General features: G+C 63.4%; 23 protein-coding genes. 20 read left to right on the top strand and 3 right to left on the bottom strand.

The window, feature by feature from the left end:
* The first annotated feature begins 18 nt into the window (after positions 1-18).
* The 8 genes from SMD31_RS17450 to SMD31_RS17415 all read left to right on the top strand — a co-directional run bounded on the left by SMD31_RS17450 (position 19) and on the right by SMD31_RS17415 (position 8729).
* A complete protein-coding gene (locus SMD31_RS17450; RefSeq protein ID WP_320502204.1) occupies positions 19-873 on the top strand; it encodes a fumarylacetoacetate hydrolase family protein in 855 nt (284 codons plus the stop codon).
* Positions 874-892: 19 nt separating this feature from the next.
* Positions 893-1690, top strand: coding sequence for an acetoacetate decarboxylase family protein (locus tag SMD31_RS17445; RefSeq protein WP_320502203.1), 798 nt, complete (start codon positions 893-895; stop codon positions 1688-1690).
* A complete protein-coding gene (locus SMD31_RS17440) occupies positions 1687-3099 on the top strand; it encodes a pyridoxal phosphate-dependent decarboxylase family protein (RefSeq protein ID WP_320502202.1) in 1413 nt (470 codons plus the stop codon). The genes SMD31_RS17445 and SMD31_RS17440 overlap by 4 nt, the downstream gene beginning before the upstream one ends.
* 32 nt (positions 3100-3131) lie before the next feature.
* On the top strand, positions 3132-4394 hold the full coding sequence (locus SMD31_RS17435) for a cytochrome P450 (protein ID WP_320502201.1): 1263 nt from the start codon (positions 3132-3134) through the stop codon (positions 4392-4394).
* A 45-nt stretch (positions 4395-4439) separates the two neighbouring features.
* Positions 4440-5729 carry a glutamine synthetase family protein gene (locus SMD31_RS17430; protein ID WP_320502200.1) on the top strand — a complete coding sequence of 430 codons (1290 nt, stop codon included), beginning with the start codon at positions 4440-4442 and terminating at the stop codon, positions 5727-5729.
* A 21-nt stretch (positions 5730-5750) separates the two neighbouring features.
* The gene (locus SMD31_RS17425; protein ID WP_320502199.1) at positions 5751-6068 is read left to right on the top strand and encodes a 2Fe-2S iron-sulfur cluster-binding protein; all 318 of its coding nucleotides are present in this window, start codon (positions 5751-5753) and stop codon (positions 6066-6068) included.
* Between the two features lie 16 nt (positions 6069-6084).
* A complete protein-coding gene (locus tag SMD31_RS17420) occupies positions 6085-7302 on the top strand; it encodes an NAD(P)/FAD-dependent oxidoreductase (RefSeq protein ID WP_320502198.1) in 1218 nt (405 codons plus the stop codon).
* 230 nt (positions 7303-7532) lie between these two features.
* Positions 7533-8729 (top strand): benzoate/H(+) symporter BenE family transporter, encoded by a 1197-nt coding sequence (locus tag SMD31_RS17415; RefSeq protein WP_320502197.1) that lies wholly within the window; start codon positions 7533-7535, stop codon positions 8727-8729.
* Between the two features lie 46 nt (positions 8730-8775).
* Here SMD31_RS17415 and SMD31_RS17410 read toward each other — a convergent pair whose 3' ends face one another.
* Positions 8776-9414, bottom strand: a complete 639-nt coding sequence (locus SMD31_RS17410; RefSeq protein WP_320502196.1) for a VOC family protein — start codon at positions 9412-9414, stop codon at positions 8776-8778.
* A gap of 23 nt (positions 9415-9437) precedes the next feature.
* Entirely contained in the window at positions 9438-9683 is a 246-nt protein-coding gene (locus SMD31_RS17405) for a ParB N-terminal domain-containing protein (RefSeq protein WP_320502195.1), read from the bottom strand.
* A 408-nt stretch (positions 9684-10091) separates the two neighbouring features.
* Between SMD31_RS17405 and SMD31_RS17400 the strand changes: the two genes are divergently transcribed.
* The 6 genes from SMD31_RS17400 (at position 10092) to SMD31_RS17375 (ending at position 16396) form a co-directional block, all read left to right on the top strand.
* On the top strand, positions 10092-10862 hold the full coding sequence (locus SMD31_RS17400; RefSeq protein ID WP_320502194.1) for an EF-hand domain-containing protein: 771 nt from the start codon (positions 10092-10094) through the stop codon (positions 10860-10862).
* 217 nt (positions 10863-11079) lie between these two features.
* Positions 11080-11838, top strand: a complete 759-nt coding sequence (locus SMD31_RS17395) for a response regulator transcription factor (RefSeq protein ID WP_320502193.1) — start codon at positions 11080-11082, stop codon at positions 11836-11838.
* A gap of 4 nt (positions 11839-11842) precedes the next feature.
* Positions 11843-13276: an ATP-binding protein gene (locus SMD31_RS17390; protein ID WP_320502192.1), complete on the top strand. Its 1434-nt coding sequence runs from the start codon at positions 11843-11845 to the stop codon at positions 13274-13276.
* A gap of 65 nt (positions 13277-13341) precedes the next feature.
* Positions 13342-14106, top strand: a complete 765-nt coding sequence (locus SMD31_RS17385) for a DUF2182 domain-containing protein (RefSeq protein WP_320502191.1) — start codon at positions 13342-13344, stop codon at positions 14104-14106.
* A 31-nt stretch (positions 14107-14137) separates the two neighbouring features.
* Positions 14138-14743, top strand: coding sequence for a DUF1326 domain-containing protein (locus tag SMD31_RS17380; protein WP_320502190.1), 606 nt, complete (start codon positions 14138-14140; stop codon positions 14741-14743).
* A 24-nt stretch (positions 14744-14767) separates the two neighbouring features.
* A complete protein-coding gene (locus SMD31_RS17375) occupies positions 14768-16396 on the top strand; it encodes an AMP-binding protein (RefSeq protein ID WP_320502189.1) in 1629 nt (542 codons plus the stop codon).
* A 228-nt stretch (positions 16397-16624) separates the two neighbouring features.
* On the opposite strand, the gene SMD31_RS17370 is transcribed toward SMD31_RS17375, so the two are convergent.
* Positions 16625-17395, bottom strand: coding sequence for a class II aldolase and adducin N-terminal domain-containing protein (locus tag SMD31_RS17370; RefSeq protein WP_320502188.1), 771 nt, complete (start codon positions 17393-17395; stop codon positions 16625-16627).
* Positions 17396-17581: 186 nt separating this feature from the next.
* Between SMD31_RS17370 and SMD31_RS17365 the strand changes: the two genes are divergently transcribed.
* The 6 genes from SMD31_RS17365 (at position 17582) to SMD31_RS17340 (ending at position 24549) form a co-directional block, all read left to right on the top strand.
* Positions 17582-18865, top strand: a complete 1284-nt coding sequence (locus tag SMD31_RS17365) for a M24 family metallopeptidase (protein ID WP_320502187.1) — start codon at positions 17582-17584, stop codon at positions 18863-18865.
* A gap of 79 nt (positions 18866-18944) precedes the next feature.
* Positions 18945-19691 carry a TerB family tellurite resistance protein gene (locus SMD31_RS17360; RefSeq protein WP_320502186.1) on the top strand — a complete coding sequence of 249 codons (747 nt, stop codon included), beginning with the start codon at positions 18945-18947 and terminating at the stop codon, positions 19689-19691.
* A 40-nt stretch (positions 19692-19731) separates the two neighbouring features.
* A complete protein-coding gene (locus SMD31_RS17355; protein WP_320502185.1) occupies positions 19732-21546 on the top strand; it encodes an ABC-F family ATP-binding cassette domain-containing protein in 1815 nt (604 codons plus the stop codon).
* 4 nt (positions 21547-21550) lie between these two features.
* Positions 21551-22837, top strand: a complete 1287-nt coding sequence (locus SMD31_RS17350) for an NAD(P)/FAD-dependent oxidoreductase (RefSeq protein ID WP_320502184.1) — start codon at positions 21551-21553, stop codon at positions 22835-22837.
* On the top strand, positions 22746-23459 hold the full coding sequence (locus SMD31_RS17345; RefSeq protein WP_320502183.1) for an RNA polymerase sigma factor: 714 nt from the start codon (positions 22746-22748) through the stop codon (positions 23457-23459). The genes SMD31_RS17350 and SMD31_RS17345 overlap by 92 nt, the downstream gene beginning before the upstream one ends.
* 151 nt (positions 23460-23610) lie before the next feature.
* Positions 23611-24549 (top strand): FecR family protein, encoded by a 939-nt coding sequence (locus SMD31_RS17340; protein WP_320502182.1) that lies wholly within the window; start codon positions 23611-23613, stop codon positions 24547-24549.
* Positions 24550-24614 lie beyond the last annotated feature (65 nt).

Below are 24614 nucleotides of genomic sequence, written 5' to 3'. Positions count from 1 at the left end.
GCGACAGGGGAGAGAAAGATGACCGAATATCGCCGCATCCTGCTGGGTGGTGCCGTGGTCGAGACCGAGCGCCAGGGCGACGAACTGGTGGCGCGCGATGGTCGCCGGGTCGCCATCAAGGACGCAATTCATTTGCCGCCCGTGCAGCCCGGCAAGATCATCGCCGTGCATCTCAACCATGTGAGCCGCGTGCACGAGTTTCAGATCAAGCTGTCGGCGACACCGACTTACTTTCAGAAGCCCACCTCGTCGCTCAATTCGCATTGGGGTGAGATCGTCCGGCCGAAGAACTGCAAATGGCTGAACTATGAGGGCGAGGTTGCCATCGTCATCGGCAAGCGCGCCCGCAACATCAGCCAAGCCGAGGCCGGCGCCTATATCGCCGGCTACACGGTCGCTAATGATTTCGGTCTGCATGACTTCCGCGACACCGACGCTGGATCGATGCTGCGCGTGAAAGGCAGCGACACGCTCTGTCCGCTGGGGCCGGGTTTCGTCACAGGGTGGGATTTCCGCAACAAGTATCTGCGGACCTATGTGAACGGCGTCTTGAAACAGGACGGCAACACGTCGGAGATGACGTGGGATATGAACTACCTTGTGGCCGATATCGCCCGCAATATCACACTGGAGCCGGGCGACGTGCTGCTCTCCGGGACGCCGGCCAATTCGCGCCCCGTGGTGCCCGGCGATCTGGTCGAGGTCGAGGTCGAAGGTCTGGGGCGTCTATCCAACCGCGTCGTCGAAGGCCCGGCCGAGATCCGTACCGAGCTTGGCGCGCAACCGACCGAATCCGAAGAAGTGCTCTCGACAGCACTTGGCGGCGATTGGGAATTCCGCGGCATTCGCGCGCCGAAGAAACCCGGCGCCTGAGGAAAGGGGAAGCAAGGTCATGACCCAGCAAAAAGGCTTCTTCTATCCGCGCTCAGCGACCGGCAGTTCCAGCCTGCTGCCGTCGCCACCTTGGTATTACGCCGGCGATCTCTTGACCGTCGAATACCGCACGGACCCGAAGCTCATCGCTGATATCCTGCCGGCACCGCTGACGCTGGCGGCCGAAGATCCCGGTGCCGTCGCCCTCATCTGGGCCGATTGGCAGTCCTGCGGCGGCAGCCACGAGGAAATGCTCGATCCGGTGCGTGCCCAATATAAGGAAGCCTTCGCCGTCGTCCGCTGCAGTTTCGAAGGCCGCACCTACTCGCGCTGCATCTATATCTGGGTCGACAAGGATTTCGCGATGCTGCGTGGCATCCATCAGGGCTATCCGAAGAAATTCGGCTCGGTCCACATGACGCGCCCGCATCCCTTCGCCCCGGCACCCCAGGTGGCGGCCGGCGGCAAGTTCGGCGCGACCCTGGCGGCCGCCGACCGGCGCCTCGCCGAAGCGGTCATCACCTTGAAGGGCCCCTCTGAGAAGAACGGCTTCGTCAACGGTCATCCGATGGCGCATCACCGCTGGCTGCCCGCCATCGACGGCAAGGGCGATGCGCATGCCGAACTGATCGAATCCTCCGGCGCAAAATTCGAAGGCGGCCAGCCTTTTGCTGCCTCGGTCGATCATTTTGCACTCTTTGACTCACCCACCGAGGAATTGTCGCATCTGAAGCCCAAGGAGATCATCGGCGGCTATTACCGCCAGATCGGCGTGGTGTGGAACGGCGGCAAGTCGCTGGTGCCGGAAATCAAATGACGCCCGAGGAATTCCGCAAGCTGGGTCATCAATTGATCGACTGGGTCGCGGATTACCGGGCCCGGGCGGGCGAACAGCCGATCACGACCCACATTCAGCCGGGTGCCATCAAGGCGGCGTTCCCGGCCGAGCCACCGCAGCAGGCGGAATCGATCGACAATCTGTTGGGCGATGTCGAGCGGCTGATCATGCCCGGCATCACGCATTGGCAGCATCCGCGCTTCTTTGCGTACTTTCCGTCCAACAGCCTGCTCTCCAGCGTGCTGGCGGATTACCTTGCGACCGGCCTTGGTGTGCTGGGCCTCTCTTGGGCGTCGAGCCCGGCCTTGACCGAGGTCGAGGAAGTGGCGACCGATTGGATGCGCCGCATGCTGGGCCTCTCGGATGCCTGGTCCGGTGTCATTCAGGACACGGCGTCGAGCTCCACGCTGGTGGCGCTGCTCTCGGCCCGCGAACGCAGCACGAATTATGGCGCCAATGCGGGCGGCCTGCAGGCGCAAGAGCGGCCGCTGGTGGTTTACGGGTCCGCGCAAAGCCATTCCTCGGTCGACAAGGCGGCGCTTCTTGCCGGATTCGGGCGCGATAACATCCGCCATGTGTCGACCGATGCGGCCTTCGCCATGCATCCGGCGGCCTTGCGTGCGGCGATCGAGGCCGATCTCGCCGCCGGCCGCAAGCCTTGCGCCATTGTGGCGACCGTTGGCACCACGGCAACCACCGCGATCGATCCGGTCAAGGAGATCGCAGCGATCGCGCAGGAATTCGGCTTGTGGCTGCATATCGATGCGGCCATGGCCGGTTCCGCCATGATCCTGCCGGAATGCCGCTGGATGTGGGCGGGTGTCGAGGCGGCGGATTCGATCGTCACCAACCCGCATAAATGGCTGGGTGTCGCCTTCGACTGCTCGCTCTTTTACGTGCGCGATCCGCAGCATCTGGTGCGGGTCATGTCGACCAATCCGTCCTACCTGCGCAGCAGTGCCGATGCCGAGGTGAAGAATTACCGCGATTGGGGCCTGCCCTTGGGCCGGAAGTTCCGCGCCCTCAAGCTCTGGGTCCTCATTCGCGAGCAAGGCGTTGATGGCTTGCAGGCGCGCCTCCGCCGCGATCTGGCGCAGGCGCAATGGCTTAAAGGCGAGATCGAGGCGACGCCCGGCTGGCGCGTTCTCGCCCCCGTACCGCTGCAGACGATCTGCGTGCGCCACGAGCCAGCGGGCTTGAGCGGCGCGGCACTTGATCGCCATACCCTCGATTGGTCCGAAAAAGTCAATCGATCGGGTGAGGCTTATGTCACCCCAGCGCAATTGGATGGACGCTGGATGGTTCGCCTGTCGCTGGGGGCACATCTGACCGAACAACAGGATGTCGAGGCCCTGTGGCGCACAATGCGCAACTGTGCCGAGACCTGAAGAACAAGAAGCCAATTGGGAGTCTAGCGTTCATGACGAGTTTCAAGCCAGTCGATGACGGCCATGCCGATCTCTCCAGTCACGATGCCTTCCTGCACGGCGCGCCGCACAACACGTTCGCGCGCCTGCGCCGCGACGATCCGATGTCCTGGAGCGAAATGCAGGGCGGCAAGGGGTTCTGGTCCATCACCCGCCATGCCGACATCATGGATCTCAACAAGAATTTCGAGTTGTTGAGCTCGGCCCAAGGCATCCGCATGGAAGACCAGACCTATGAGGAATATCTGGCCCGCCGCACCTTCCAGGAAACCGACCCGCCCGAACATTCGCGCACGCGCGTGCTGGTGGCCAAGGCGTTCTCGAAGCCTGTCGTGGCTCAGTTCGATCAGCAGATCAGGGCCATCTGCGACAGTATTCTCGATGACGTGCTGGCGCGGGGTTCCTTCGACGCCACCAAGGATATCGCGCGGCAATTGCCGATGCGCATGCTGGGCCAGATCTTAGGAACACCGGATGAGGATCTCGATTGGCTGGTGGAGAAGGGCGATCAGCTCATCGCCAATACCGACCCGGAATTCACCAGCCTGGTTCTCGACAAGGTCGACACCGACGCCTATCGCCTGATGCCGTTCCGCTCACCGGCCGGTGCGGAGCTTTATGAATATGCCAAGAAGCTGATGCGCGATAAGCAGGCCAAGGGCGACACGACCGGCGTGCTCCATCTCATCCTGCAGCCGGATGCCCATGGCAATGTCATCAGCGAGACGGAGTTCCGCAATTTCTTCTGCCTGCTGGTCGCAGCCGGCAACGACACGACACGCTATTCCATCGCCGCCTCGCTCTATGCTCTGTGCCACCGCCCCCAGTTGATGGAACAATTGAAGGCCGGCGACAGCAATGTCTGGGAGACGGCGCCCGACGAGTTCATCCGCTGGGCGTCACCTACCATGCATTTCCGCCGCACGGCGACGCGGGATTTCGAGCTGCATGGCAAGCAGGTCAAGGCCGGCGACAAGGTGATCATGTGGTTCATCTCGGCCAATCGCGACGACGAGGTCTTCAACAACCCCTTCGAACTCGATCTGTTGCGGACACCCAACCGTCACGTCGCCTTCGGCCAGGGCGGGCCCCATGTCTGCCTCGGCATGTGGCTGGCACGGCTGGAAGTGCGGATTCTGCTGCAGGAATTGGTGAAGCGCGTAAAGTCGATCGAACAGACGGGCGCCCATGAATTCCTGCGCTCGAACTTCATCGGCGGCATCAAGCGCCTGCCGGTTACCATCAAGGCTCATTAAGAACCATTGTAAGCAAGCATCAATCCAAGTCTGGGAGACTTCATCATGGCTGGCGGCGAAAGGCTGCGACTTCTTTTCTGCGATCATCTCAACCTGGCGCGCGGCAAATATCTGCCGGCCGCCAAGATGGTCGACAGTTCGTCACGCTTCTGCATCGGCGTCTATGCGGTGAGCTATGCCAAGGACCTCATCCCGGCGCCGGGTTCCAAGATGCTGGAAGGCCTGCCGGATTATGACGCGGTCTACAAGGCGGCCGATATCCGCGCGGGCTGGGAACCGAACACCAAGGTCGTCATTGCCGATCAGTATGACGGCCAGGGCAACCCGCTGCCACTCTGTGGTCGCGGTGCCTTGAAGCGCGCGATCGCCGATTGGAACAAGCTCGGTTTCAGCCCCAAGGTCGGCATCGAACTTGAAGCCTATGCCTTCGTGCGCAATCCGGAAGGCAAATGGGTTCCCTATGACACGCCGGGTGCCTTCGTCTATTCGACCGGTCCCTTCACCGATCCGCTGCGTTTTACCGATGCGATCTGGGAGAAGGCGACCGCTGCCGGCTTCCGTATCGACTGCTTCACCTCGGAATATGATTCGCCGCAATTCGAATTCACCCTCACCTATGACGAGGCGCTGAAGGCCGTCGATGACATCTTCCTGTTCCGTCTGCTGGCGCGTGAAGTGGCGCTGGAACATGGCGTGCTGTTAACCTTCATGCCCAAGCCGATCCTCAATCTGGCCGGGAACGGCCTGCATGTGAATTTCAGCTTCGCCGACAAGGCCGGCAAGAATGCCGTGGGCGATGCGACGGTCCCGGAACAAATGCCGGCGCTGACGCGCGGTTGCATCGCGGGCCTCATGCATCATCATGCCGCCATGGCCGGATTGATCGCCCCGACGGTGAACTCCTATGACCGCCTGAAACCCGCGAGCCTTTCCGGGTTCTGGCGCAATTGGGGCGTCGACCATCGCGGCGTCACCACGCGCCTCTCGGCCGAAGGTGGTGCCAAATCCCGCATCGAACACCGCATGGCCGATGGTGCCGCCAATCCCTATACGACCGTTGCCACCATCCTGCAGGCGGCCCGCCTGGGCTTTGTGGGGAACTATGACCTGGCGCCGGCCGAAACGGCGGACTGCCTGGAAACCCATGACGCCAAGGACGGGGTTGCGGAAAATCTCGGCGGCGCTCTTGACGCGCTGGAGGCGGACAAGGCACTAGTCGCGGCGGTGGGCGAAGGGCTGGTCGAGAACCATGTCTTCGTGAAACGTCATGAGATCGAGCGCGTGGCGGGGCTCGATGCCGAAGCCTTGCGCGACTATTATATCAACTTCATCTAGGCAGCGAGTGGGGAAGGCTACATGCCCAAAGTCACCTGGATCCTGGCGGATGGGCGCGAAATCAGTGCCCAGGTCGCCATCGGTCACAATCTGATGGAGGCGGCGGTCGCCAACAACGTGCCGAATGTCATCGGCGAGTGCGGCGGCTGCCTGTCCTGTGCCACCTGCCATGTCTATGTCGAACCGGACTGGGTCGCCAAGACCGGCAAGCCCGGCGAGATGGAGGACGACATGCTGGAGATCACCACGGCCGAGCGGAAGGCGACGAGCCGCCTTTCCTGCCAGATCGTGGCGACCGAGGAACTGGACGGCATCGTGCTCCGCGTCCCGCAGATCTAGAAGGGACGCCATTTCCATGCGTGAACCGATCGTCATCGTCGGCGCGGGGCAGGCGAGTGCGTCTTGCGCTGCCAAGCTCCGCTCGCTCGGTTATGACGGTCCGCTCGTCATCATCGGCGCGGAGAAGGCCGCCCCCTACCAGCGGCCTCCGCTTTCCAAGAAATACGTCTCTGGGGAATTGGCGCTGGAGCGGCTCTTCGTGCGCCCGCTCAGCTGGTACGAAGAAGAAAAGATCGATCTGCGTCTGGAGACGCGCGTTGCGGCCCTGCATCCGGCGGCGCATGAGGTGGAACTTGCCGACGGGTCGCGCCTCAAATACCGCGATCTGGTGCTGACCACTGGATCGCGTCCGCGCCGGCTGCCGGCCGCGATCGGCGGTGACCTTGCCGGTGTCTTCACTGTCCGCGATCTGGCCGATGCCGATGCGATTGCGCCGACGCTCAAAGCCGGCGCCAAGTTGCTGGTCATCGGCGGCGGCTATATCGGGCTTGAGGCAGCGGCGGTGGCGGCGCAAAAGGGGCTGCAGGTCACGGTCATCGAGATGGCGGACCGCATCCTGCAGCGCGTGGCTGCGGCACCGACCTCCGATTTTTTCCGTGCGCTGCACCAATCCCACGGCGTCACCATCCGCGAGAAGACCGGGCTTGCCAAGCTGGTGGGCGCGGATGGACGCGTGACTGGCGCCGAGCTTGCCGATGGCAGCCTGCTGCCGGTGGATGTGGCGATCGTCGGTATCGGCATTCTGCCCAACGACGACCTGGCGAAAGAGGCCGGCATCGCGGTGGATGGCGGCATTCTGGTCGACGGGCAGGGCCGCACCAGCGATGCGCATGTCTTCGCCGCTGGCGACTGTGCCAATTTCCTCTGGCGCGGCGAGCGCACGCGGCTCGAATCTGTGCAGAACGCCATCGATCAGGCTGAGCATGTGGCGGCCGTTCTCCTGGGCGAGACCAAGGATTACGATCCGAAGCCCTGGTTCTGGTCGGACCAATACGACATCAAGCTGCAGATTGCCGGTCTCAACCGCGGCTATGACAGCACGGTCCTGCGTCCGGGCAAGCGTCCCGGCACCCAGTCGATCTGGTACTTCAAAGGTGGCCGGCTTGTCGCCATCGATGCCATGAACGACGCCCTGGCCTATGCCCTGGGAAAGAAGGCGCTGGAGGCCGGCATGACCGCCGACCCGCCAGTCCTCGCCGATCCCCAGTCGGATTTGAAGACCATCTTCGGGTAAGGTGATTCTCTGAATTCTTCCCTCCCCCCTTGAGGGGGAGGGCCAGGGAGGGGGGTATCTCTCCGCTGCACGGTGGCGAACCCGGTCGCGCCATTACTCCCCCGCCCGCGCGTACCGCGCGACCTCCCCCTCAAGGGGGGAGGTAAGGATATATGGGCTCTCACCCACACTTTACTCGCCACCGCAGATGCCACATTGTCGCCGCCGACGTAACGAGGTGATTGGGGATTATGGCAGAGCAGTCAGCGCATCCGCAGGGCGGCGGCATTTCAATCGAAGCGTTTTCGGCAGGATTACTCGCGTCCTTCGTCGGCTTTGCGTCGTCTTTCGCCGTCATTATTCAAGGCCTGACAGCTGTCGGCGCCAGCCAGGTCGAAGCGGCATCGGGTCTGATGGCCCTCTCCATCGCCATGGGCCTGTGCGGCATCATCCTTTCCCTGAAGAAGCGCCAGCCCATCAGCATCGCCTGGTCGACGCCGGGTGCTGCCTTGCTCGCCGCCACCGCGGCTCCGGCCGGCGGATTCGCCAGCGCCGTCGGCGCCTTCCTCATATCAAGCCTGCTGATCGTCATTGCCGGCCTGTGGAAGCCATTGGGGCGGGCGGTGGCCGCCATTCCGGCGCCGCTCGCCAATGCGATGCTGGCAGGTGTCCTCCTCGGCCTGTGCCTGGCACCCGTAAAGGCCGTGGCGGCGGCACCGGCTTATGGTCTTGCCATCATCGTCACCTGGGCGTTGGTCGCCAAATGGAAGCGGCTCCTTGCCGTGCCGGCAGCGGTCATCGTGACCGTCGGCATCATTGCGGCGACCGTCGATGTCAGTCATCTCGATATGAATGCGCTGTGGCCGCAGCCGGTCCTCGTCGCGCCGCAATTCGATCTCTCTGCCATGATCGGCATCGCCCTGCCGCTCTTCATCGTCACCATGGCGTCGCAAAATATTCCCGGCATCGCCGTCCTTAACGTCAACGGTTATCGGCCGGATCCAGGGCCGCTGTTCAGCGTCACGGGGTTGTTCAGCCTGCTGTCGGCGCCGTTCGGCGGGCACGCGGTCAATCTTGCCGCCATCACGGCCGCCCTCTGCGCCGGTCCCGATGCGCATCCGGACCAAGCCCGCCGCTACTGGGCGGCGGTCATTTCCGGCATCTTCTATGTGCTCTTTGGCCTCTGTGCCGGTGCTGCCACGGCCTTCATCAGCGCCGCGCCGCCGATCCTCATCCAGGCCGTGGCTGGGCTCGCCTTGCTGGGCGCCTTCGGGTCATCGTTGCTGGGGGCGGTCACGGACGCCAAGGACCGCGAAGCCGCCATCATCACCTTCATCGTGACGGCCTCGGGCCTCACCTTCTTTGGCATCAGCGGTGCTTTCTGGGGACTGTTGGCCGGTGGTGCCATCTATGCGCTGACACGCTGGGGCCGGCCGCATCGCAACTGAAGCCCCGGTTGGCTGAGGTCCCTTCAAAGACACGCCCGCCACTCGGTCAGGTGAGGACTTTCAAGCCCGTCGGCGTTGCGATTTCCGCGCGGTAGCGTGGGAGCGGACCTGGCATGACTATCGGCGGGTGATCGATCGCCAGAGAGAGATAGAGTGCCTGGATGGACGCCGGGTCCGGATGTTCGAGCGTGAGCGACCGCAAGCGCGCGCCCAGGTCCGGAATCTGTGCCATCGACGTGGGATCGCCGCGGTGATCGATGAGGGAGGGGGCGGCACCATCCAGGGGCAGTGAACCATCCGCCGGGATGGCGAAGTCGAAACTTGGGCTGCCGGTCGGCAGCGCAACCTTGTCACCGAAGATCGCAGCGTGGGTCGAAAGGGTCGAGACGATGTCACCCGTGTTCGCGACCCAACCACGCAGGCGCCGGCCGGAATCCCAGTCAGATCTGACCTTTTCCTGATTGTCGAGGCCGAACCAACGCGGCCGGCCGGGCTCAGCGCCGTCCGGGTCCAGGGCCACGATCTCGAGATAGACATTGCCGCCCAGCTGAAGCCGGTGATTGTGGGTGCCCATGTAATCGTGGCGCGTGCCGAACGGGACCTCGATCCACAGGCATTCCTGGACATGCCGTACACCTTCGCGCAACGTCGGGGCGATGACGGTCAGGTGGTCAAGCTTCAGCAAATCCGGAAAACTCCTCTGCCGCCTTAATGCTTACGCGCCTGGACCAGATTGGCGATGATCGTGACCTCGCCCAGGGCCTTGCAGGCCTCCACGCGGTGCAGGCCGCCGACCAGTACATAGCGATCCTTGTCCTGGCGAACCAGGATCGGTTCCTGCTGTCCTTGGTCGGCGATGCTGAGCGCCAACGCCTCAACCTTGGCCGCATCGATCGGCGCCCGCAGGGCGGTTGGAACATAGATGTCGGCAATCTTGACTTTGACGGCTCTCATTCCTGCATCGCTCCTCAATGTGATCTGGGTCAAGTGTGACGCTGCACCATATCGCCAAGTGCTACTGGAAACAAAACGCCATAAACGCGCCCCGCAGTCCGGATGGGAAAGCCGGCGGCGCGTTTTTCGGTGCATATCTTTTCGCGCCGCAGACATATCCGGACATATATCGGGCGCGCTTGAGCGCCGCTTGTGCCGCCGCTGCCGCGCGCCGATTCCAATGAATGCAATCCGTTAGTGACGACTATATTTTTTTGTTTCTGTGGCGCCTGGAAATGCCTGCTAACACGTTGAAATATTGATGGCATGTTTCCTGCGACATGTGCGGGTGGATGTCGGAAGGTGGTGGCGATGGACGCATCGTCACGCCCATGCCGGCATCCATAACCCGAAAGGAGGAGTCACTCCATGATCTCAACCAGCTATGGCGCAGCGGGGTCAAGTACGGCCGCGCTGAGCCAGATGCGCCAACAGCTCTTTGCCAAGTTGGACACCGACGAAAGCGGTGGCATCGACAAGGCGGAGTTCCTGAAGGGTGCCGGGGCCAGCGAAAGCTCAACCGACGCCTCGAAGGAAACGCTGGCAACGCAGCTTTTCGACAGCTTCGACAGCGACAGTGACGGCAAGCTCACGCAAGACGAACTGGAAACTGGTTTCCAGAAGTTGAGCGACGGGATGCGGGCCACGCTGATCCAGCAGCAGGAGGCCTCGCGCCCCCAGCCGCCTTCGCCCGAAGACATGTTTGCCAAGCTCGACAGCAACAGTGACGGCGGCGTCGATGAAGCCGAATTCATCGCCGGCGCCCCACAGGATGGTCGCGGCCCCAGCGAATCCGAGTTGAAGGAGATGTTCGCATCGTTTGATTCCAATGCGGACGGCTCGCTTACCTCGGACGAGTTGGAGACGGGCTTCAAGAGCCACCGGCCGGACGGTCCGCCGCCCAGTGGTGGTCCGGGCGGTGGTCCGGGTGGACCTGGCGGGGCCGGTGGCCCGCCGCCAGCCTCTGCGTCCGATGATGACGATGACGACGAAACCGACGCATTGCTGGCGATGCTGCAAAAGAGCACCGACAGCAGCTCGTCCGGCAACGTCAACAAGGAGGATCTCGCCAGTATCCTGGAGAGCTTCTTGAAGCTGCAACAGGGTCAAGTCAGCCAGAGCTATTCGGCAACGGCCTGACCGTCCCCTGGGGATTGCCGGCGGGTCTTGCCGGTGATCGGGGTCCAGCCCTGACCGGTCGGCTGGGCCCCATTTCCCATCTCGTGCTCCCCCAGTTGTCTTGATTGGGTAATTTCCCGCCATCGGCGACAATCCGCGTCATGACAGCCAGCGTTTGCCATGTCAGGATCGGCGCCGATTTTTGACAATATTCATAGGTCCCCGACGAATGCTCGCCATGACGGCAAACCCGACGCCACAGTCCGCTCACCTGCCGCATCTCCTCATCGTCGACGACGACCGCGATCACCGGCTGCTGCTGGGGCGTCTCTTCGGCGAGCACGGCTTCCGCGTCTCGCTAGCGCCGGACGGCGGCACGATGTTGAAGATGCTGGAAACGGCGGCACCCGATCTGGTCATCCTGGATCTGATGCTGCCGGATGAAGACGGGCTGTCGCTGTGCCGCCGTATCCGGGCCGATTCCGATCTCCCCATCATCATGCTGAGCGCCCTCGGCCGCGGTCCGCACAAGCTGGCCGGCTTCGACATGGGCGCCGACGATTATATCGCCAAGCCCTTCGAATCAGCCGAGCTGGTGGCGCGCACCAAGGCGGTGCTGCGCCGGGCACGCCGCAATGGCGAGGCGGTCGCTGTTGCCACGCCACGTAAGGGTACCAAGCGCGTCTATCGTTTTGACGGTTGGCGGGTCGATGCTGCCAAGCGCGAGGTGCTGTCGCCCGAAAACGTACTCATTACCCTCACCTCCGGCGAGATCGATCTGCTGCTGGCCTTTGTGGAACACGCCCAGACCGTGCTGACCCGCGATCACCTGGTGGAACTGACGCGCAACCGTGGCAGTGACGGCAGCGACCGCAGCGTCGACATCCTGGTCAGCCGTATTCGCCGCAAGATCGAGCGCAACCCAAGGGCGCCGCGCTTCATCAAGACGGTCCGCAGCGGCGGCTACCTGTTTGCGCCGCAAGTGACCCTGGAATAGCGCCATGTCCTGGGCGCACAAGGTGGCCCGATCGAGGCGCCATCTGTGGCCGGATCGGATCGCGACGCGGATTGCCGTCGTCATGGTGGCAGCGATGCTGCTGACCCAGGTCTTCGGCTATCTCATCTTCCTCGGTGAGCGGAACGGCTGGTGGCCCCAATCCAGCCTTGACCCTGTCGTCGAGAGACTGCACGGGCCCATCGAGGCTGCCTTCAAGATGCCCTTCGAGGAACGGGCAGCATTTCTGGCGCACATCTCGGCCGCTCAACTGACGGCGTATCGATCCTTCACGCCCATCGCGCCGATCCGCAGCTTGCCGCCCTTCGACCGGCTGCAGGATCACTTCCTGCGTCGCCTGCCTGGTCTCGTCGATCAGGTGCTGGTCGAAGCGCAGTTGCCGGGTCCGGGACCCGAACGGGGACCCGGACCGGTCTCAGGGTTGATGCCAGGTCCGCCATTGATCGGATTTTCACCGCCGATGCAGGAGCCGGTCACCTTGTGGCTGCGGCTTGCCGATCAGACCTGGCTCAGCGCCAGGATGCCGCTCGGCGAGTTGCTGCCGCCACCGCCTTTCTATCGATGGACGCCCTGGCTGCTTGGTATTTCCACGATCATCCTGATTTCGCTCGTGGCGGCGCGCGGCATCTCCCGTTCGCTCCGACGCCTTGCAGGGGCAGCCGAGCATCTGGGCATCAACATGGCGGCAAAGCCTCTGGCCGAGCGGGGGCCGCATGAGGTCCGTGCCGTGACGCGTTCCTTCAACGAGATGCAGGCGCGGTTGCAGCGTTTCGTCGAAGACCGCACGCGCATGTTGGCAGCCATCTCCCACGATCTGCGGACACCCCTCTCTCGCCTGCGCCTGCGCGCCGAAAACCTGCCTGAAGGTGCCGAACGCGGCAAGATCGTCGCCGATCTCGACCTGATGGACCGGATGATCGCCGCCACCCTGACCTTTGCCCGCGATGATGTGGCCGGCGAGAAGCGCGTCAAGCTCGACCTGGCCTCGCTGCTCCAGGCCGTCTGCGACGAAACGGTCGATGCCGGCGGTCGGGCGAGCTACCGGGGGCCGGCCTACCTTGCCATCGAAGCCGCACCCCTCTCCTTGATGCGGGCGATCACCAATGTGATTGAGAACGCCGTCAAATATGGCGGTGTTGCCGATGCCAGCCTGGTGGAGACGCCTGCGGGCATCGAAATTCAGGTGTGCGATGCTGGCCCCGGGATCCCGGCCAGCGAACTGGAGCATGTGTTTGAACCCTTCTATCGGCTCGATCCCGCGCGCTCGCCCACGGACGCTGTCGGCAGCATGGGCGGCAGCGGTTTGGGTCTGGCCATCGCCCGCCATGTCTTTCGCGCCCATGGCGGCGATGTCGAGTTGGAGAACGCGCCGGCGGGCGGCCTCATCGCCCGGATGATCCTGCCCCGCGCCATGGGCTAGGCACTGCTGCGCCGCGGCAGAGGAATCCGTTTCGCCGCTGCCGGTTTCATGCTTTGCTACACTTCATGGAGCTTGATTCACCTCTGCAGCCGCGCCTGCGTCTGATGGATAGCTGGCCGCTGGCCGGCTGGGCGATTTTCTATCTTCTTGTTGTCGCCTCCTGGCTGGCCGTTGCCGGCGGCGGGCGGCTCGACCTTGCCGCACTCCTGGCGCGCTGCCTGGCGCCGGCGGCCGACAGCACCTGGCTGTCGCTTGTGGCCATGTGGTCGCTGATGTCGCTCGCCATGATGCTGCCGACCTCATTGCCGACCCTCGCGCGCCTTTACATTCTGGTGCAGCAGGGGGCGCAGCAGCACTTGCGCTTCTCGGCCTTTCTTCTGGGCTATATCGCCGTCTGGCTGGGTTTTGCCGTGGCGGCGGGTTCGCTGCAACTCGTGCTCGCGCGCATCATTCCGTTACCGCTCGAACCGTGGCTCGCCGGTGGCTTGCTGCTGGGGGCGGGGGTCTATCAATTCAGCCGGCTGAAGCAGGCCTGCCTCACGCGTTGTCGCCACCCCATGACCTTCTTCATGGCGCATTGGCGGCATGGCGTCGATGGGGCCGTGGCGATGGGCTTGCGCCACGGGCGCGATTGCCTGGGTTGCTGCTGGGCGTTGATGTCGCTGGCGTTGATCGGCGGCACGATGAGTCTCGCCTGGATGGCACTTGGGCTGGGCTTGATGATCTTAGAAAAACTCGCTGGCACCGGTCGCTTCGTGACCGCACCTTTGGGGCTGATCTTGATCGCCGGGGCCTTCTATCAATGGGGTTTGGTCCTCTTCGCCGCCTGATGGGCGAAGTGGGGATTCTGGGAGTGAAAAAATGGAAAAATGGGCTCTGCGCGGCGAACTAATTCTCAATTGTTCCTGTACCGTGTTCTGTCCCTGCGTCATCTCGCTGGGAAAACATCCGCCGACCGAAGGCAACTGCCAGGGTTGGGCCGGCATCCGTATCGATACCGGCTATAGCGGCGACACCAATCTTTCCGGCCTCAATGTGGCGTTGCTACTCGATATCCCCGGACAGATGGCGCGCGGCAATTGGACGGCCGCGGCCTTCATCGACGACCGCGCCTCGGATGAAGCGTTCGGCAAGCTCGTCAACATCTTCAGCGGCAAGGCGCGCGGTACGACCGGGCTGTTCTCGGTCCTGGTCGGCAATTTCCTGGGTGCTGAAAAGGCGCCGGTCAGCTTCGAGCGCGACGGCGAGAAGCGCCGCTTGGTCGTGCCCAAGAAGATCATCGGCGAGGTCGAGCCGGTCGAGGGCAACCGCGAAGGCGGTGTCGTGGTGAAGAACAGCGGCTATTGGATCGCGCCCGACATCATCGTCGCCAAGGCCAATCAGGGAAGGGTCCGCGCCTTCGGCCGCGTCTGGGACTTCGACGGACGCAGCGCCGAAATCTGCGAGATCAACTGGCGCGGTCCTTGAGGCCAAGGCAGGGCGGGGAGATTCATGGACGAAGTCTTTCTAAAAGCGAATGCGGCCAATTTCGTGCCGCTGTCGCCTCTATCCCATCTGGCGCGGGCAGCAGACCTGTGGCCGGACCGCGCTGCCGTCATCTATGGTGACCGGCGCTATACCTGGGCCGATCTGCGCAGTCGCTCCCGTCGCCTTGCCTCCGCCTTGGCGGCCCATGGCGTCGCGCGTGATGTCGTCGTCGCCGTGATGGCCGCAAACACGCCGGAGATTTTCGAAGCCCATTTCGGCGTGCCTCTGTCCGGCGGCATCCTCAACACCATCAATACCCGGCTCGATCCCGATACCATCGCCTATATCCTCGATCATGGCGGTGCCAAGGTCCTCATCACCGACACGGAATTTGCGCCGGTGATGCGCGCGGCGTTGCAGCGCATGACGGGCGAGAAGCCACTCGTCATCGATATCGTCGATCCCACGGCCCGCGCTGGCGGCAAGCCGGAAGATAGGCTGGGCACGCGCACATACGACGAATTCCTCGCGGCCGGCGATCCGGATTATCCGTGGGCGTTGCCGGCGGATGAATGGCAGACGCTCTCCTTGAATTATACGTCAGGCACCAGTGGCCGGCCCAAGGGCGTGCTCTATCACCACCGTGGCGCCTATCTGATGAGTCTTGGCACCGTGGCCGGCTGGAACGTCCCTGCGCACCCCACTTATCTCTACACCGTGCCCCTCTTCCATTGTAACGGTTGGGGCCATGCCTGGATGCTGGCCATTGTCGGTGGCACGGCGGTGACGTGCCGCTATGTCGGCGCGAAAGCGATCTTCGATCTCATTGCGCAACACGGCATCACGCATCTTGGCGGTGCTCCAGTGGTGCTCGGGCTTCTGGTCAACGCGCCGGCCGACGAACGCCGGCCATTGCCGCACAAGGTCCAGGTCATGACCGCCGGCGCCCCGCCGCCATCGGCGGTGCTGGCCAAGATGGCGGAACTTGGCTTCGAGGTGATGCAGGTCTACGGCCTTACCGAGACCTATGGCCATGTGGTGCATTGCGCCTGGCAGCCGGAATGGGACGCGCTGCCCTTTGCCGAGCAGGCGGAGATGAAAGCCCGCCAGGGTGTCCGCTTTCCGATCACGGAAGCGATCGAACTGCGTGATGCGGAAACCGGTGCCGTTCCCCCAGCCGATGGCGCCGCGATGGGCGAGGTCGTCATTCGCGGCAACACGGTCATGAAGGGCTATCACAAGGATCCCGCGGCCACGGAAAAGGCCTTCAAGGGTGGCTATTTTCATTCCGGGGATATCGCCGTGCGGTACCCCAATGGCTATGTCGAGGTGAAGGACCGGCTGAAGGACGTCATCATCTCGGGCGGCGAGAACGTCTCCTCGATCGAAATCGAAAGCCGCCTCTATAAGCATGCAGCGGTCGCCAATGCGGCCGTGGTAGCCAAGCCGGACCCCAAATGGGGCGAGGTGCCTTGTGCCTTCGTCGAGTTGAAATCAGGAGCAAGCGTGACCGAGGCGGAACTCATCGCCTTCTGCCGCGAATCCCTGGCGGGCTTCAAGACACCGAAAAAGGTGGTCTTCGGCGAGCTGCCGAAGACCTCGACAGGCAAGATCCAGAAATTCATCCTGCGCGAACAGGCGAAGGGGTTGTGAAAGAGGCCCCCTCTCCCTAACCCTCCCCCACGTTGGGGGGAGGGAACTCTAGCCAGTTTGAACGCGGGCAGCGTAGCGAACTCGGCGCAACTCCCTCCCCCCAACGTGGGGGAGGGTAGGGGAGAGGGGGTAAGCGATGAATCTTCCCGATCAGACTGAAATGCCCCAAACAAAAATGCCCGGGACAAAGCCCGGGCATCTCCGAGCGGTGTGTGATGTGGCGCCGCCTTACTCGGCGTAGTCCGGCTGCTTCACGTCCAAAATCGCGCGGATTTCGGTGAGATGGGCGTCCATCATGTTGGAGGGATATTCCTCCCACTGGCGCGCGGTCTTTTCAGCGACTTCCGCGCTGGCAATGTTGAGTTCGCGACCCGTGGAATAGGCGGTGAGCAAGGTCTCCGCCGCGCGCTCGAAGTAATAGAGCGAGTCGAAGGCTTCGGCGACACTGTCACCGGCGGTGAGCACGCCGTGATTGCCCATCACCATGACCTTGTTCTTGCCAAGGCAGGTCGACAGCCGCTCGGCTTCGTCGCCCAGCCCCATGCCGTCGAAGCCCATGTCATAGGAGATGCGGTTGTAGAAGCGCATCGTGTTCTGGTCGATCGGCGGCATGCTGGGGTCTTTGAGGCAGGCCAGCGCCAGGGCATATTTCGAATGCACATGCAAGACACAGCGCGCCTGCGGCGCGTTGCGGTGAATGGCGCCATGGATCGCCCAGGCGGTGGGGTCCGGCGCATTGGGCTGGTCCATCGTCGTGGGGTCATTGGCATCCAGCAGCAGCAGGTCGCTCGCCTTGATGCGCGAGAAATGCTTGCCGCAGGGATTGACCAGGAATTGGCTGCCGTCATCCGACACGGCCAGGCTGAAATGGTTGGCGACGCCCTCATGCATGTTGAGTTCCGCCGTCCAGCGGAAGGCGGCGGCCAGCTGGCAGCGCTCCTCGTAATGCGAGTTGTCGAGCCGGGCTTTCGTCGGAATTCGCGCAACCGAGGTCATCATCTGCTCCGTCTAATGGCTAGGGGCTTAGAATCCAATTGTCAGACGTTACTATGGCGCAAGGACGGGTAACCGGTCAATTTTGGTCATATTCGTGACCGATATCGACCTATGCGCTTTTGGCAACTCTGTGAAAGCTTTGTCGGCGCTAGAGTTCAATGCAGCGAAACAGTCTTCATGGGGAAAGACATGTCGGCGGATATGGTGGCGGCGCCCGTTTTCAAGGACGCCCGGAAGCGGGCCTATCTCAACCCGGAAGGGGCTGACCGGCCGCTCAAATCGCCTCTGCCGAAATCGACCCTGGTCAAGGCGCGCGGCTATCGCAAGCAGCGCCTGGTCGAGCAGGTGGTGAAAGCCGATTGCGCGGCGATCCTGCTCTATGACCCGATCAACATCCGCTACGCCCTCGACCTTTCGAACATGCAACTCTGGGCGACGCACAACCCGTTCCACTACGTCATGCTCTTTGCCGACGGTCATGCCATCGAATTCGCCTATCGCGGCGCCGAGCATCTGGCCGACGGCTTTGAGACGGTGAACGAAGTCCGACCGGGCAATGCCTGGTTCTATATGTACACCGCCGACCGGCTGCAGGAGCGGGTCGAGGCCTGGGCCGACGAACTGGTGTCGATCCTTAAGGAGCGCAACGGCGGCAACATGCGGCCCAATGGTCTCAGGCTGGCCATCGACAAGCTGGACCCGCCCGGCGTCGATGCGCTTCGGAAGCGCGGCGTCACCGTGGTCGAAGGCCAGGCCCTCACCGAGATCGCACGCTCGGTCAAGAGTGCCGAGGAACTGGAGCTGATGCGCTGGACCGTCCGCGTCTGCGAGGCGGGCATGGCGCGGCTCTATGACCACTCGCTGCCCGGCAAGACCGAGCAGGAAATCTGGGCCGAGCTTCATTACGAAAACATCCGCTCCGGCGGCGAATGGCTGGAGACGCGGCTGCTCACCATCGGGCGGCGGACCAATCCCTGGTTCCAGGAATGCTCGGACCATGTGGCGGAACTGGGTGACATGCTGGGCTTCGATACCGACATGATCGGTCCCTATGGCTATTGCGCCGATCTCTCCCGCTCCTGGACCATTGGCCATACCAGGATGACGCCGCATCAGCGCGACCTCTATCTGGCGGCCCGGGAGCAGATCGAGCATAACCTCGGATTGCTGAAGGCCGGCCTCAGCTTCGACGATTTCAACGCGCAGTCCTGGCGAATCCCCGACAAATATGTGGCCTGCCGTTATTCGGTGGCACTGCATGGGGTTGGCTTGGCGGACGAATATCCCTCCATCCCGCTCCATCCTGATTGGAAGGCGTCCTATCGCGGTCACTTTGAGGAGAACATGACCGTCTGCGTCGAGAGCCTGATCGGCGAAGAGGGCAAAGGCGAATGCGTCAAGCTCGAGACGCAGGTTGTCATTACCCAGAACGGGGCGCAGCGCCTCGACAGCTTCCCCTGGGAAGACGACTGACGATTTTCTGCGCCAATCGGTCGCGGACCGCCCGTCAACCCCGCTGGCAATCGCTGTCCGCCCTGGGTATCTTCGCCCCATGAGCGTTTGGGGAAAGATCATCGGCGGGGCCGCCGGCTTTTTTGCACTGGGCGGACCTTTGGGCGCCCTGCTGGGGGCGCTTGCCGGCCATGCCATCGACAAGCAATTGGAAGAAGAAGCGCTGCCCGCAGCCCATGACGATCGCCGCGCCACGCGTGAAATTGCTTTCACCATCGCCGTCATCGCGCTGGGCGCCAAGATGGCCAAGGCCGATGGGACGGTATCGCGCTCCGAGGTGGCGGCCTTTAAGCAGGTCTTCAAGGTGCCGACGGACGAGCTCAACAACGTCGCCCGCGTCTTCGACCAAGCCAAGCGCGACGTTGCCGGGTTCGATGCCTATGCCCGGCAGCTCGCCAACATGTTCGACGAGCGGCACCCCGTGCTGGAGGAGCTGATCGACGGCCTCTTTCACATCGCCCGGGCCGATGGCGAGGTGCATGACAGCGAGATCGCCTATATCCGTGAAGTGGCCCGCATCTTCGGCTTCACCGATGCCGATTTCGCCCGCATGCGCGAGGTCAATGTCGGGCCGGATCACGCCGATCCCTATACGGTGCTCGGCGTCCGGCGCGAGCAGAGCGACGACGAAATCAAGGCATCCTGGCGCCGCCTGATGCGGGAGAACCACCCGGACAAGCTGGTGGCGCAAGGGCTCCCTGCCGAGTTTGTGGCGCTCGCCAATGAGAAGGTGGCGACCCTCAACGCCGCCTATGACAGGATTGCCAAGGAGCGCGGCATCAAGTAGGTCACCCGGCAGGTTCATTTGACGAGATTGCCTGCAGCTCATGCCGCCCGCCCCACCGCTCATCGCCCTTCGCGACGCTGCCGTTACTTTCGGCGGCAAGCCGCTCTTTTCCGGTATCACGCTCACCTTGGGTAAAGGCGAACGCGTGGCGCTGGTCGGTGCCAACGGGTCGGGAAAATCCACCATTCTCAAGGCCTTGGCAGGCTCAATCGAGCTCGATGGCGGGGTCCGTTTCCTCCAGCCCGGCACCCGCATCGGCTATCTGATGCAAAGCCCCGATCTCGGCGGGCGCGGCACGGTCGCCGATTTCGTGGCGAAAGCCGTGCCGGGGATGGAGACCGACGATTACCGCATCCAGCGCGTGCTCGATCACCTCGACCTCGCCCCTGAGCGCGACACGGCGACCCTTTCTGGTGGCGAAGGCCGGCGTGCGGCGCTTGCCCATGCCCTGGTGGCGGAGCCGGAAATCCTGCTGCTCGACGAGCCGACCAACCATCTCGATCTCCCCACCATCGAATGGCTGGAGCAGGAGTTGGCCCAGTTCCAGGGCGGCATCCTCATGATCAGCCACGACCGCACCTTCCTCAATGCGTTGTCGAAACGCGTCCTATGGCTCGACCGCGGCCGCATGTTCGAGATGGACGGCAATTTTGCTGCCTTCGAAGACTGGTCTGCCGGCATCATGTCGCAGGAGGCGGCCGAGGCGCGGCGGCTGGAGAAGAAGATCGAGCAGGAAGAATACTGGATGGCGCGCGGTGTCACGGCGCGCCGCTCGCGCAATGAAGGCCGCCGCCGTGGCCTCCTCGCCTTGCGCAAGCAGCGTGCCGAGCAGTTGCGCGCGATCGGTCGGGCGAAACTGGAGCTCGGCGAAGCGGTGCAGGGCGGCCACTTGGTCGTCGAAGCCGAGAAGATCACCAAGAACTTCACGCGCCCCGATGGCAGCACGCGCGTCATCGCCAAGGATTTCTCGACCCGCATTCAGCGCGGTGACCGCATCGGCATCATCGGCCCCAATGGCGCCGGCAAGACGACGCTGATCAAGATGCTGACCGGCGACCTCGCCCCCGACAGCGGCAAGATCAAGCTCGGCACCAATGTGACGCCGCTCTATCTCGACCAGAAGCGCGAGAGCTTCGATCTCGACAAGACCTTGTGGCAGACCCTGGCCTCGGGCGGCGGCGATTCCATCGTGGCGCAAGGCCGTTCGCGCCATGTCGTGGCCTATTTGCGCGATTTCCTCTTTGACGAGAAGCAGGCGACCATGCCGGTCCGGGCACTTTCCGGCGGCGAGCGCGCCCGGCTGCTGCTCGCCAAGCTCTTCGCTCAGCCCGCCAATCTCATCATCCTCGACGAGCCCACCAACGATCTCGACATGGACACGCTCGATCTGTTGCAGGATGTCCTGGGCGATTTCGACGGCACGGTCATTGTGGTGAGCCACGACCGCGATTTCCTCGACCGTCTGGCGACCTCGATCATTGCCGTCGAAGGCGATGGCGTGGTCGAAGAATATCCCGGCGGCTATTCCGATTATCTCGACCAGCGGAAAGTGGCCGAGCGCCACGCTATCGAGGTGAAGCCGAAGGTCGCAGCCAAGCCGGTGGCGGCCCCCACGGCCGAACGCTGGTCATCCAAGGATCAGCGAGCTCTCGACCAGATCGCCGACCGCATGACGACGCTGGAAGCCGAGATCAAGACGATCGAGACCGCCCTGGCCGACCCCAATCTCTATGCCCGCGACCCGGGCAAGTTCGAGAAAGCCTCGACCTTGCTGGCGGCCAAGAAGGCCGATCTCGAAACGGCCGAGCTCAAATGGCTGGAACTCGAAGAGCGGCGCACCAGCCTCGAAGGATAAATTCATGGCGGAGTATATCGACACCTATTACCGCCGCTCTCTGGTCGACGATATCCGTCACGCGCCTTTGGCGCGCGATATCGAGGTTGATGTCTGCGTCATCGGCGGTGGCCTTGCCGGCCTCACCGCAGCGCTCGAATGCGCGCGCGGCGGGCGCAAGGTGGCACTCCTCGAGCGCAACCGCATCGCCTGGGGCGCGTCGGGCAGGAACGGTGGCTTCGTCACGGCCGGCTATGCGACGGGCATCGAGAACATCGAACGGCGCGTCAGCCGGGCGGATGCGGAAACGCTCTACCGGATGTCGATCGAAGGCGTCGAGATCGTCCGCAGCAATATCGAAGGTCTCCGCATCGCCGGCGCTGATGTGGCGCCCGGCATCCTCCGCGTCCTCCGGCACGATGGGGCGGACGGCCTCAAGGCCTATCGCGATGAGATGAACACCCGCTTCGGCGAGCATCTCGAATTCCGCGACCGCGCCGCCGTGCAGGCGGATCTCAGCAGCCCCTCTTACCATCAGGGTCTCTACGATCCCGATGGCTTTCACTTTCATCCGCTCAATTATGCGCGCGCCATCGGCGCCGAGATTGTGCGGCTAGGCGGTGCCATCCATGAAGAGACGCCGGCACTTGCCCTGGCGCCGCAGGGTGCCGGTCATGTTGTGACGACACCTATGGCCAAGGTCACGGCGCAGCATGTTGTGTTGGCCGGTGGCGGCTATACCGACGGCATCGAGAAGCGGCTGACGCGTTCGTTCCTTCCCATCGCCACCTATGTGCTGCTCACGGAACGGCTCGGTGACCTGCTGCCGCAGACGATCCGCACCAAGGCGGCGATCGGCGATGACCGGCGCGCCGGCGATTACTACCGTGTCGTGGATGGCGACCGCATCCTATGGGGCGGGCGCATCACGACGCGCACGGCCGATCCCCAGGGCCTTGCGGGCCTGTTGCGCAGGGAAATGGTCGGCACCTATCCGCAGCTCAAGGACGTCAAGGTCGAGCTCGCCTGGTCCGGCCTCATGTCCTATGCCCGGCATCTGATGCCCCAGATCGGTAAGTTGGGCGAGGGGTTGTGGCACTGCACGGCCTTCGGGGGGCATGGCATGAACACGACGGCCATCGGCGGCAAGGTCATCGCGGAAGCGATCACGGGGGCGAGCGACCGCTACCGGCTCTTTGCACCCTTCGGCCTCGATTGGAATGGCGGACCGTTCGGGCGGGTCGCGGTGCAGCTCACCTATTGGTCCCTCCAGGCCCAGGATGCCTGGCGCGAGCGGGGCAACCGTCGCTGAGCGAAGCTCGGCGACAGAGTTATTGCGACTAATTCTTAGTTGCGATATAGCTCTGGCCAGGGCGGCGCATTTTTGCGCTGTCTGGGGATGTACCGGAAGGGCCATGCGCGTCGAGGATCTCAACGCCCTATTTCGCAGTTATGCCAGGGACTTAACCCGATTCCTCCAGCGCCGGGTCGCAAGTCCCGACTTGGCGGCGGATATCGCCCAGGAAGCGTTCTTGAAGGTCATGCAGGCGAGACCCCGGGGCCCGATTGCCGACCCGCGCGCCTACCTTTTCCGCACGGCCGCCAATCTGGCCGTCAACCAGCACCGGCATCAGCGCGTGCTGACGATGGCAGCCGATCCCGAGGCCGAATTGGCCCTCGTGGCCGACCGGGCGCCGTTGCAGGACAGAGTCTTTGACGGCCGGGCGCAATTGACGGCGCTTGTCCAGGCCATTGCCGACCTGCCGCCGCGCCAGCGCGAAGCCTTCCGTCTCTATGCCTTGGAACATCTGACCCCGCTGGAAATCGCCGGACGTCTCGGTATCACCCGCAACATGGTCGAGCGCCATCTGCGCCTGGCGATCGCGACGTGCCTGGAACGGATGCCGGATCTGCGTCAGGAAGGTCCGCCCTGAACTTTCGCGGTACGAAACTTTCGGGCGACACTTTGTCGAGGGTCACATCCCCGAACCCGACCCTCGCGTGTCTTTAGAATAGAAGCTGCCGAAGGTATCGGCAGACGAGCATTGAGGATTGCCGGTGCGAGCACGAGCCAGCACGCAAGACATGAAGGCACTGAACGCGGAGGCGGCCGATTGGCTGCTGCGCATGCAGGCGCCCGATTTCTCCGCCGAGGATCGCCGGAATCTCGACGCCTGGCTGGCTGGCGACGAGCGGCGTGCCGCGGCCCTGGCGCAGGTACAGGCCATTCTGCAGCTGGCGCCGCGGGCATTCGCCGCGCTGGAAGCCCCTCCGGCGATATCAGCGAAGATACCCCGGCAACGCGCCTGGCTACCCTTGGGGGCCGCCGTTGCGGCGTCATTGGCGCTCTTTCTGCTGTTCGATGGGCCGATGCGGCTGCGGGCCGATCTGCGCGCCGGGACCGAAGCGCTGCCGGTCGTGACATTGGCCGACGGTTCATTGCTGCAGCTCAACGCCGGTTCTGCGGTCGCCTTCTCCTTCGGCGAGAAGCAGCGCGTGGTGCATTTGCTGCGGGGCGAAGCCTATTTCACGGTCACCAAGGACCCCGCCAGACCCTTCATCGTCGAAGCAGCAGGTGGTGCTGCAACGGCCCTGGGCACCGAATTCGACGTCAGGCTCAGCGAGCCTGCCGAAGGGGCAGGTCGTGCGGCGGAAGTCAAAGTGCTGGTCCACGCCGTGCGCGTCGAAACGGCAAGCGGTGCCAAGGTCATTCTGCAGGCCGGCGAAAGCCTGCGATACGACAATACCGGCGCCATTGGCGAGACCCGCCGCATCGACATTAATGGCCCGGACTGGCGGTCCGGCAAGATCGTGATCGAGGATGAAAGCCTTACCTCGGTGGTCGAGCGGCTGCAGCGCCATACCAATACCCGCATCGTCATCCTGGGTGACGATCTGAAGGCGCGCCGCATCGGCGGCACGTTCGATACCCGTGATCCCGTTGCCGCCATCGAATTGCTGTGCCGCAGTCTGGGCATCGAATATTCCGGCATCGGGTCGCTGCTCGTCGTCCTGCACGGCTGAGCCCAACCCAAACTATTTTCAGAAAACACGTCCTCAAAAGCGCCCGCTCAGTGTCTTCGATATCG

The organism is Dongia rigui, assembly GCF_034044635.1.
Classification (GTDB): Bacteria; Pseudomonadota; Alphaproteobacteria; order Dongiales; family Dongiaceae; genus Dongia; species Dongia rigui.
The sequence above is the reverse complement of the archived record's forward strand: the minus strand, read 5'-3'. Positions and strand labels throughout refer to the sequence as shown.

Bases quoted from the DNA above. Each gene is read 5' to 3' on its own strand.
- SMD31_RS17450 (WP_320502204.1), top strand. From the start codon at position 19: ATGACCGAATATCGCCGCATCCTGCTGGGTGGTGCCGTGGTCGAGACC.
- SMD31_RS17445 (WP_320502203.1), top strand. From the start codon at position 893: ATGACCCAGCAAAAAGGCTTCTTCTATCCGCGCTCAGCGACCGGCAGT.
- SMD31_RS17440 (WP_320502202.1), top strand. From the start codon at position 1,687: ATGACGCCCGAGGAATTCCGCAAGCTGGGTCATCAATTGATCGACTGG.
- SMD31_RS17435 (WP_320502201.1), top strand. From the start codon at position 3,132: ATGACGAGTTTCAAGCCAGTCGATGACGGCCATGCCGATCTCTCCAGT.
- SMD31_RS17430 (WP_320502200.1), top strand. From the start codon at position 4,440: ATGGCTGGCGGCGAAAGGCTGCGACTTCTTTTCTGCGATCATCTCAAC.
- SMD31_RS17425 (WP_320502199.1), top strand. From the start codon at position 5,751: ATGCCCAAAGTCACCTGGATCCTGGCGGATGGGCGCGAAATCAGTGCC.
- SMD31_RS17420 (WP_320502198.1), top strand. From the start codon at position 6,085: ATGCGTGAACCGATCGTCATCGTCGGCGCGGGGCAGGCGAGTGCGTCT.
- SMD31_RS17415 (WP_320502197.1), top strand. From the start codon at position 7,533: ATGGCAGAGCAGTCAGCGCATCCGCAGGGCGGCGGCATTTCAATCGAA.
- SMD31_RS17405 (WP_320502195.1), bottom strand. From the start codon at position 9,683: ATGAGAGCCGTCAAAGTCAAGATTGCCGACATCTATGTTCCAACCGCC.
- SMD31_RS17400 (WP_320502194.1), top strand. From the start codon at position 10,092: ATGATCTCAACCAGCTATGGCGCAGCGGGGTCAAGTACGGCCGCGCTG.
- SMD31_RS17395 (WP_320502193.1), top strand. From the start codon at position 11,080: ATGACGGCAAACCCGACGCCACAGTCCGCTCACCTGCCGCATCTCCTC.
- SMD31_RS17390 (WP_320502192.1), top strand. From the start codon at position 11,843: ATGTCCTGGGCGCACAAGGTGGCCCGATCGAGGCGCCATCTGTGGCCG.
- SMD31_RS17385 (WP_320502191.1), top strand. From the start codon at position 13,342: ATGGAGCTTGATTCACCTCTGCAGCCGCGCCTGCGTCTGATGGATAGC.
- SMD31_RS17380 (WP_320502190.1), top strand. From the start codon at position 14,138: ATGGAAAAATGGGCTCTGCGCGGCGAACTAATTCTCAATTGTTCCTGT.
- SMD31_RS17375 (WP_320502189.1), top strand. From the start codon at position 14,768: ATGGACGAAGTCTTTCTAAAAGCGAATGCGGCCAATTTCGTGCCGCTG.
- SMD31_RS17370 (WP_320502188.1), bottom strand. From the start codon at position 17,395: ATGATGACCTCGGTTGCGCGAATTCCGACGAAAGCCCGGCTCGACAAC.
- SMD31_RS17365 (WP_320502187.1), top strand. From the start codon at position 17,582: ATGTCGGCGGATATGGTGGCGGCGCCCGTTTTCAAGGACGCCCGGAAG.
- SMD31_RS17360 (WP_320502186.1), top strand. From the start codon at position 18,945: ATGAGCGTTTGGGGAAAGATCATCGGCGGGGCCGCCGGCTTTTTTGCA.
- SMD31_RS17355 (WP_320502185.1), top strand. From the start codon at position 19,732: ATGCCGCCCGCCCCACCGCTCATCGCCCTTCGCGACGCTGCCGTTACT.
- SMD31_RS17350 (WP_320502184.1), top strand. From the start codon at position 21,551: ATGGCGGAGTATATCGACACCTATTACCGCCGCTCTCTGGTCGACGAT.
- SMD31_RS17345 (WP_320502183.1), top strand. From the start codon at position 22,746: ATGGCGGACCGTTCGGGCGGGTCGCGGTGCAGCTCACCTATTGGTCCC.
- SMD31_RS17340 (WP_320502182.1), top strand. From the start codon at position 23,611: ATGAAGGCACTGAACGCGGAGGCGGCCGATTGGCTGCTGCGCATGCAG.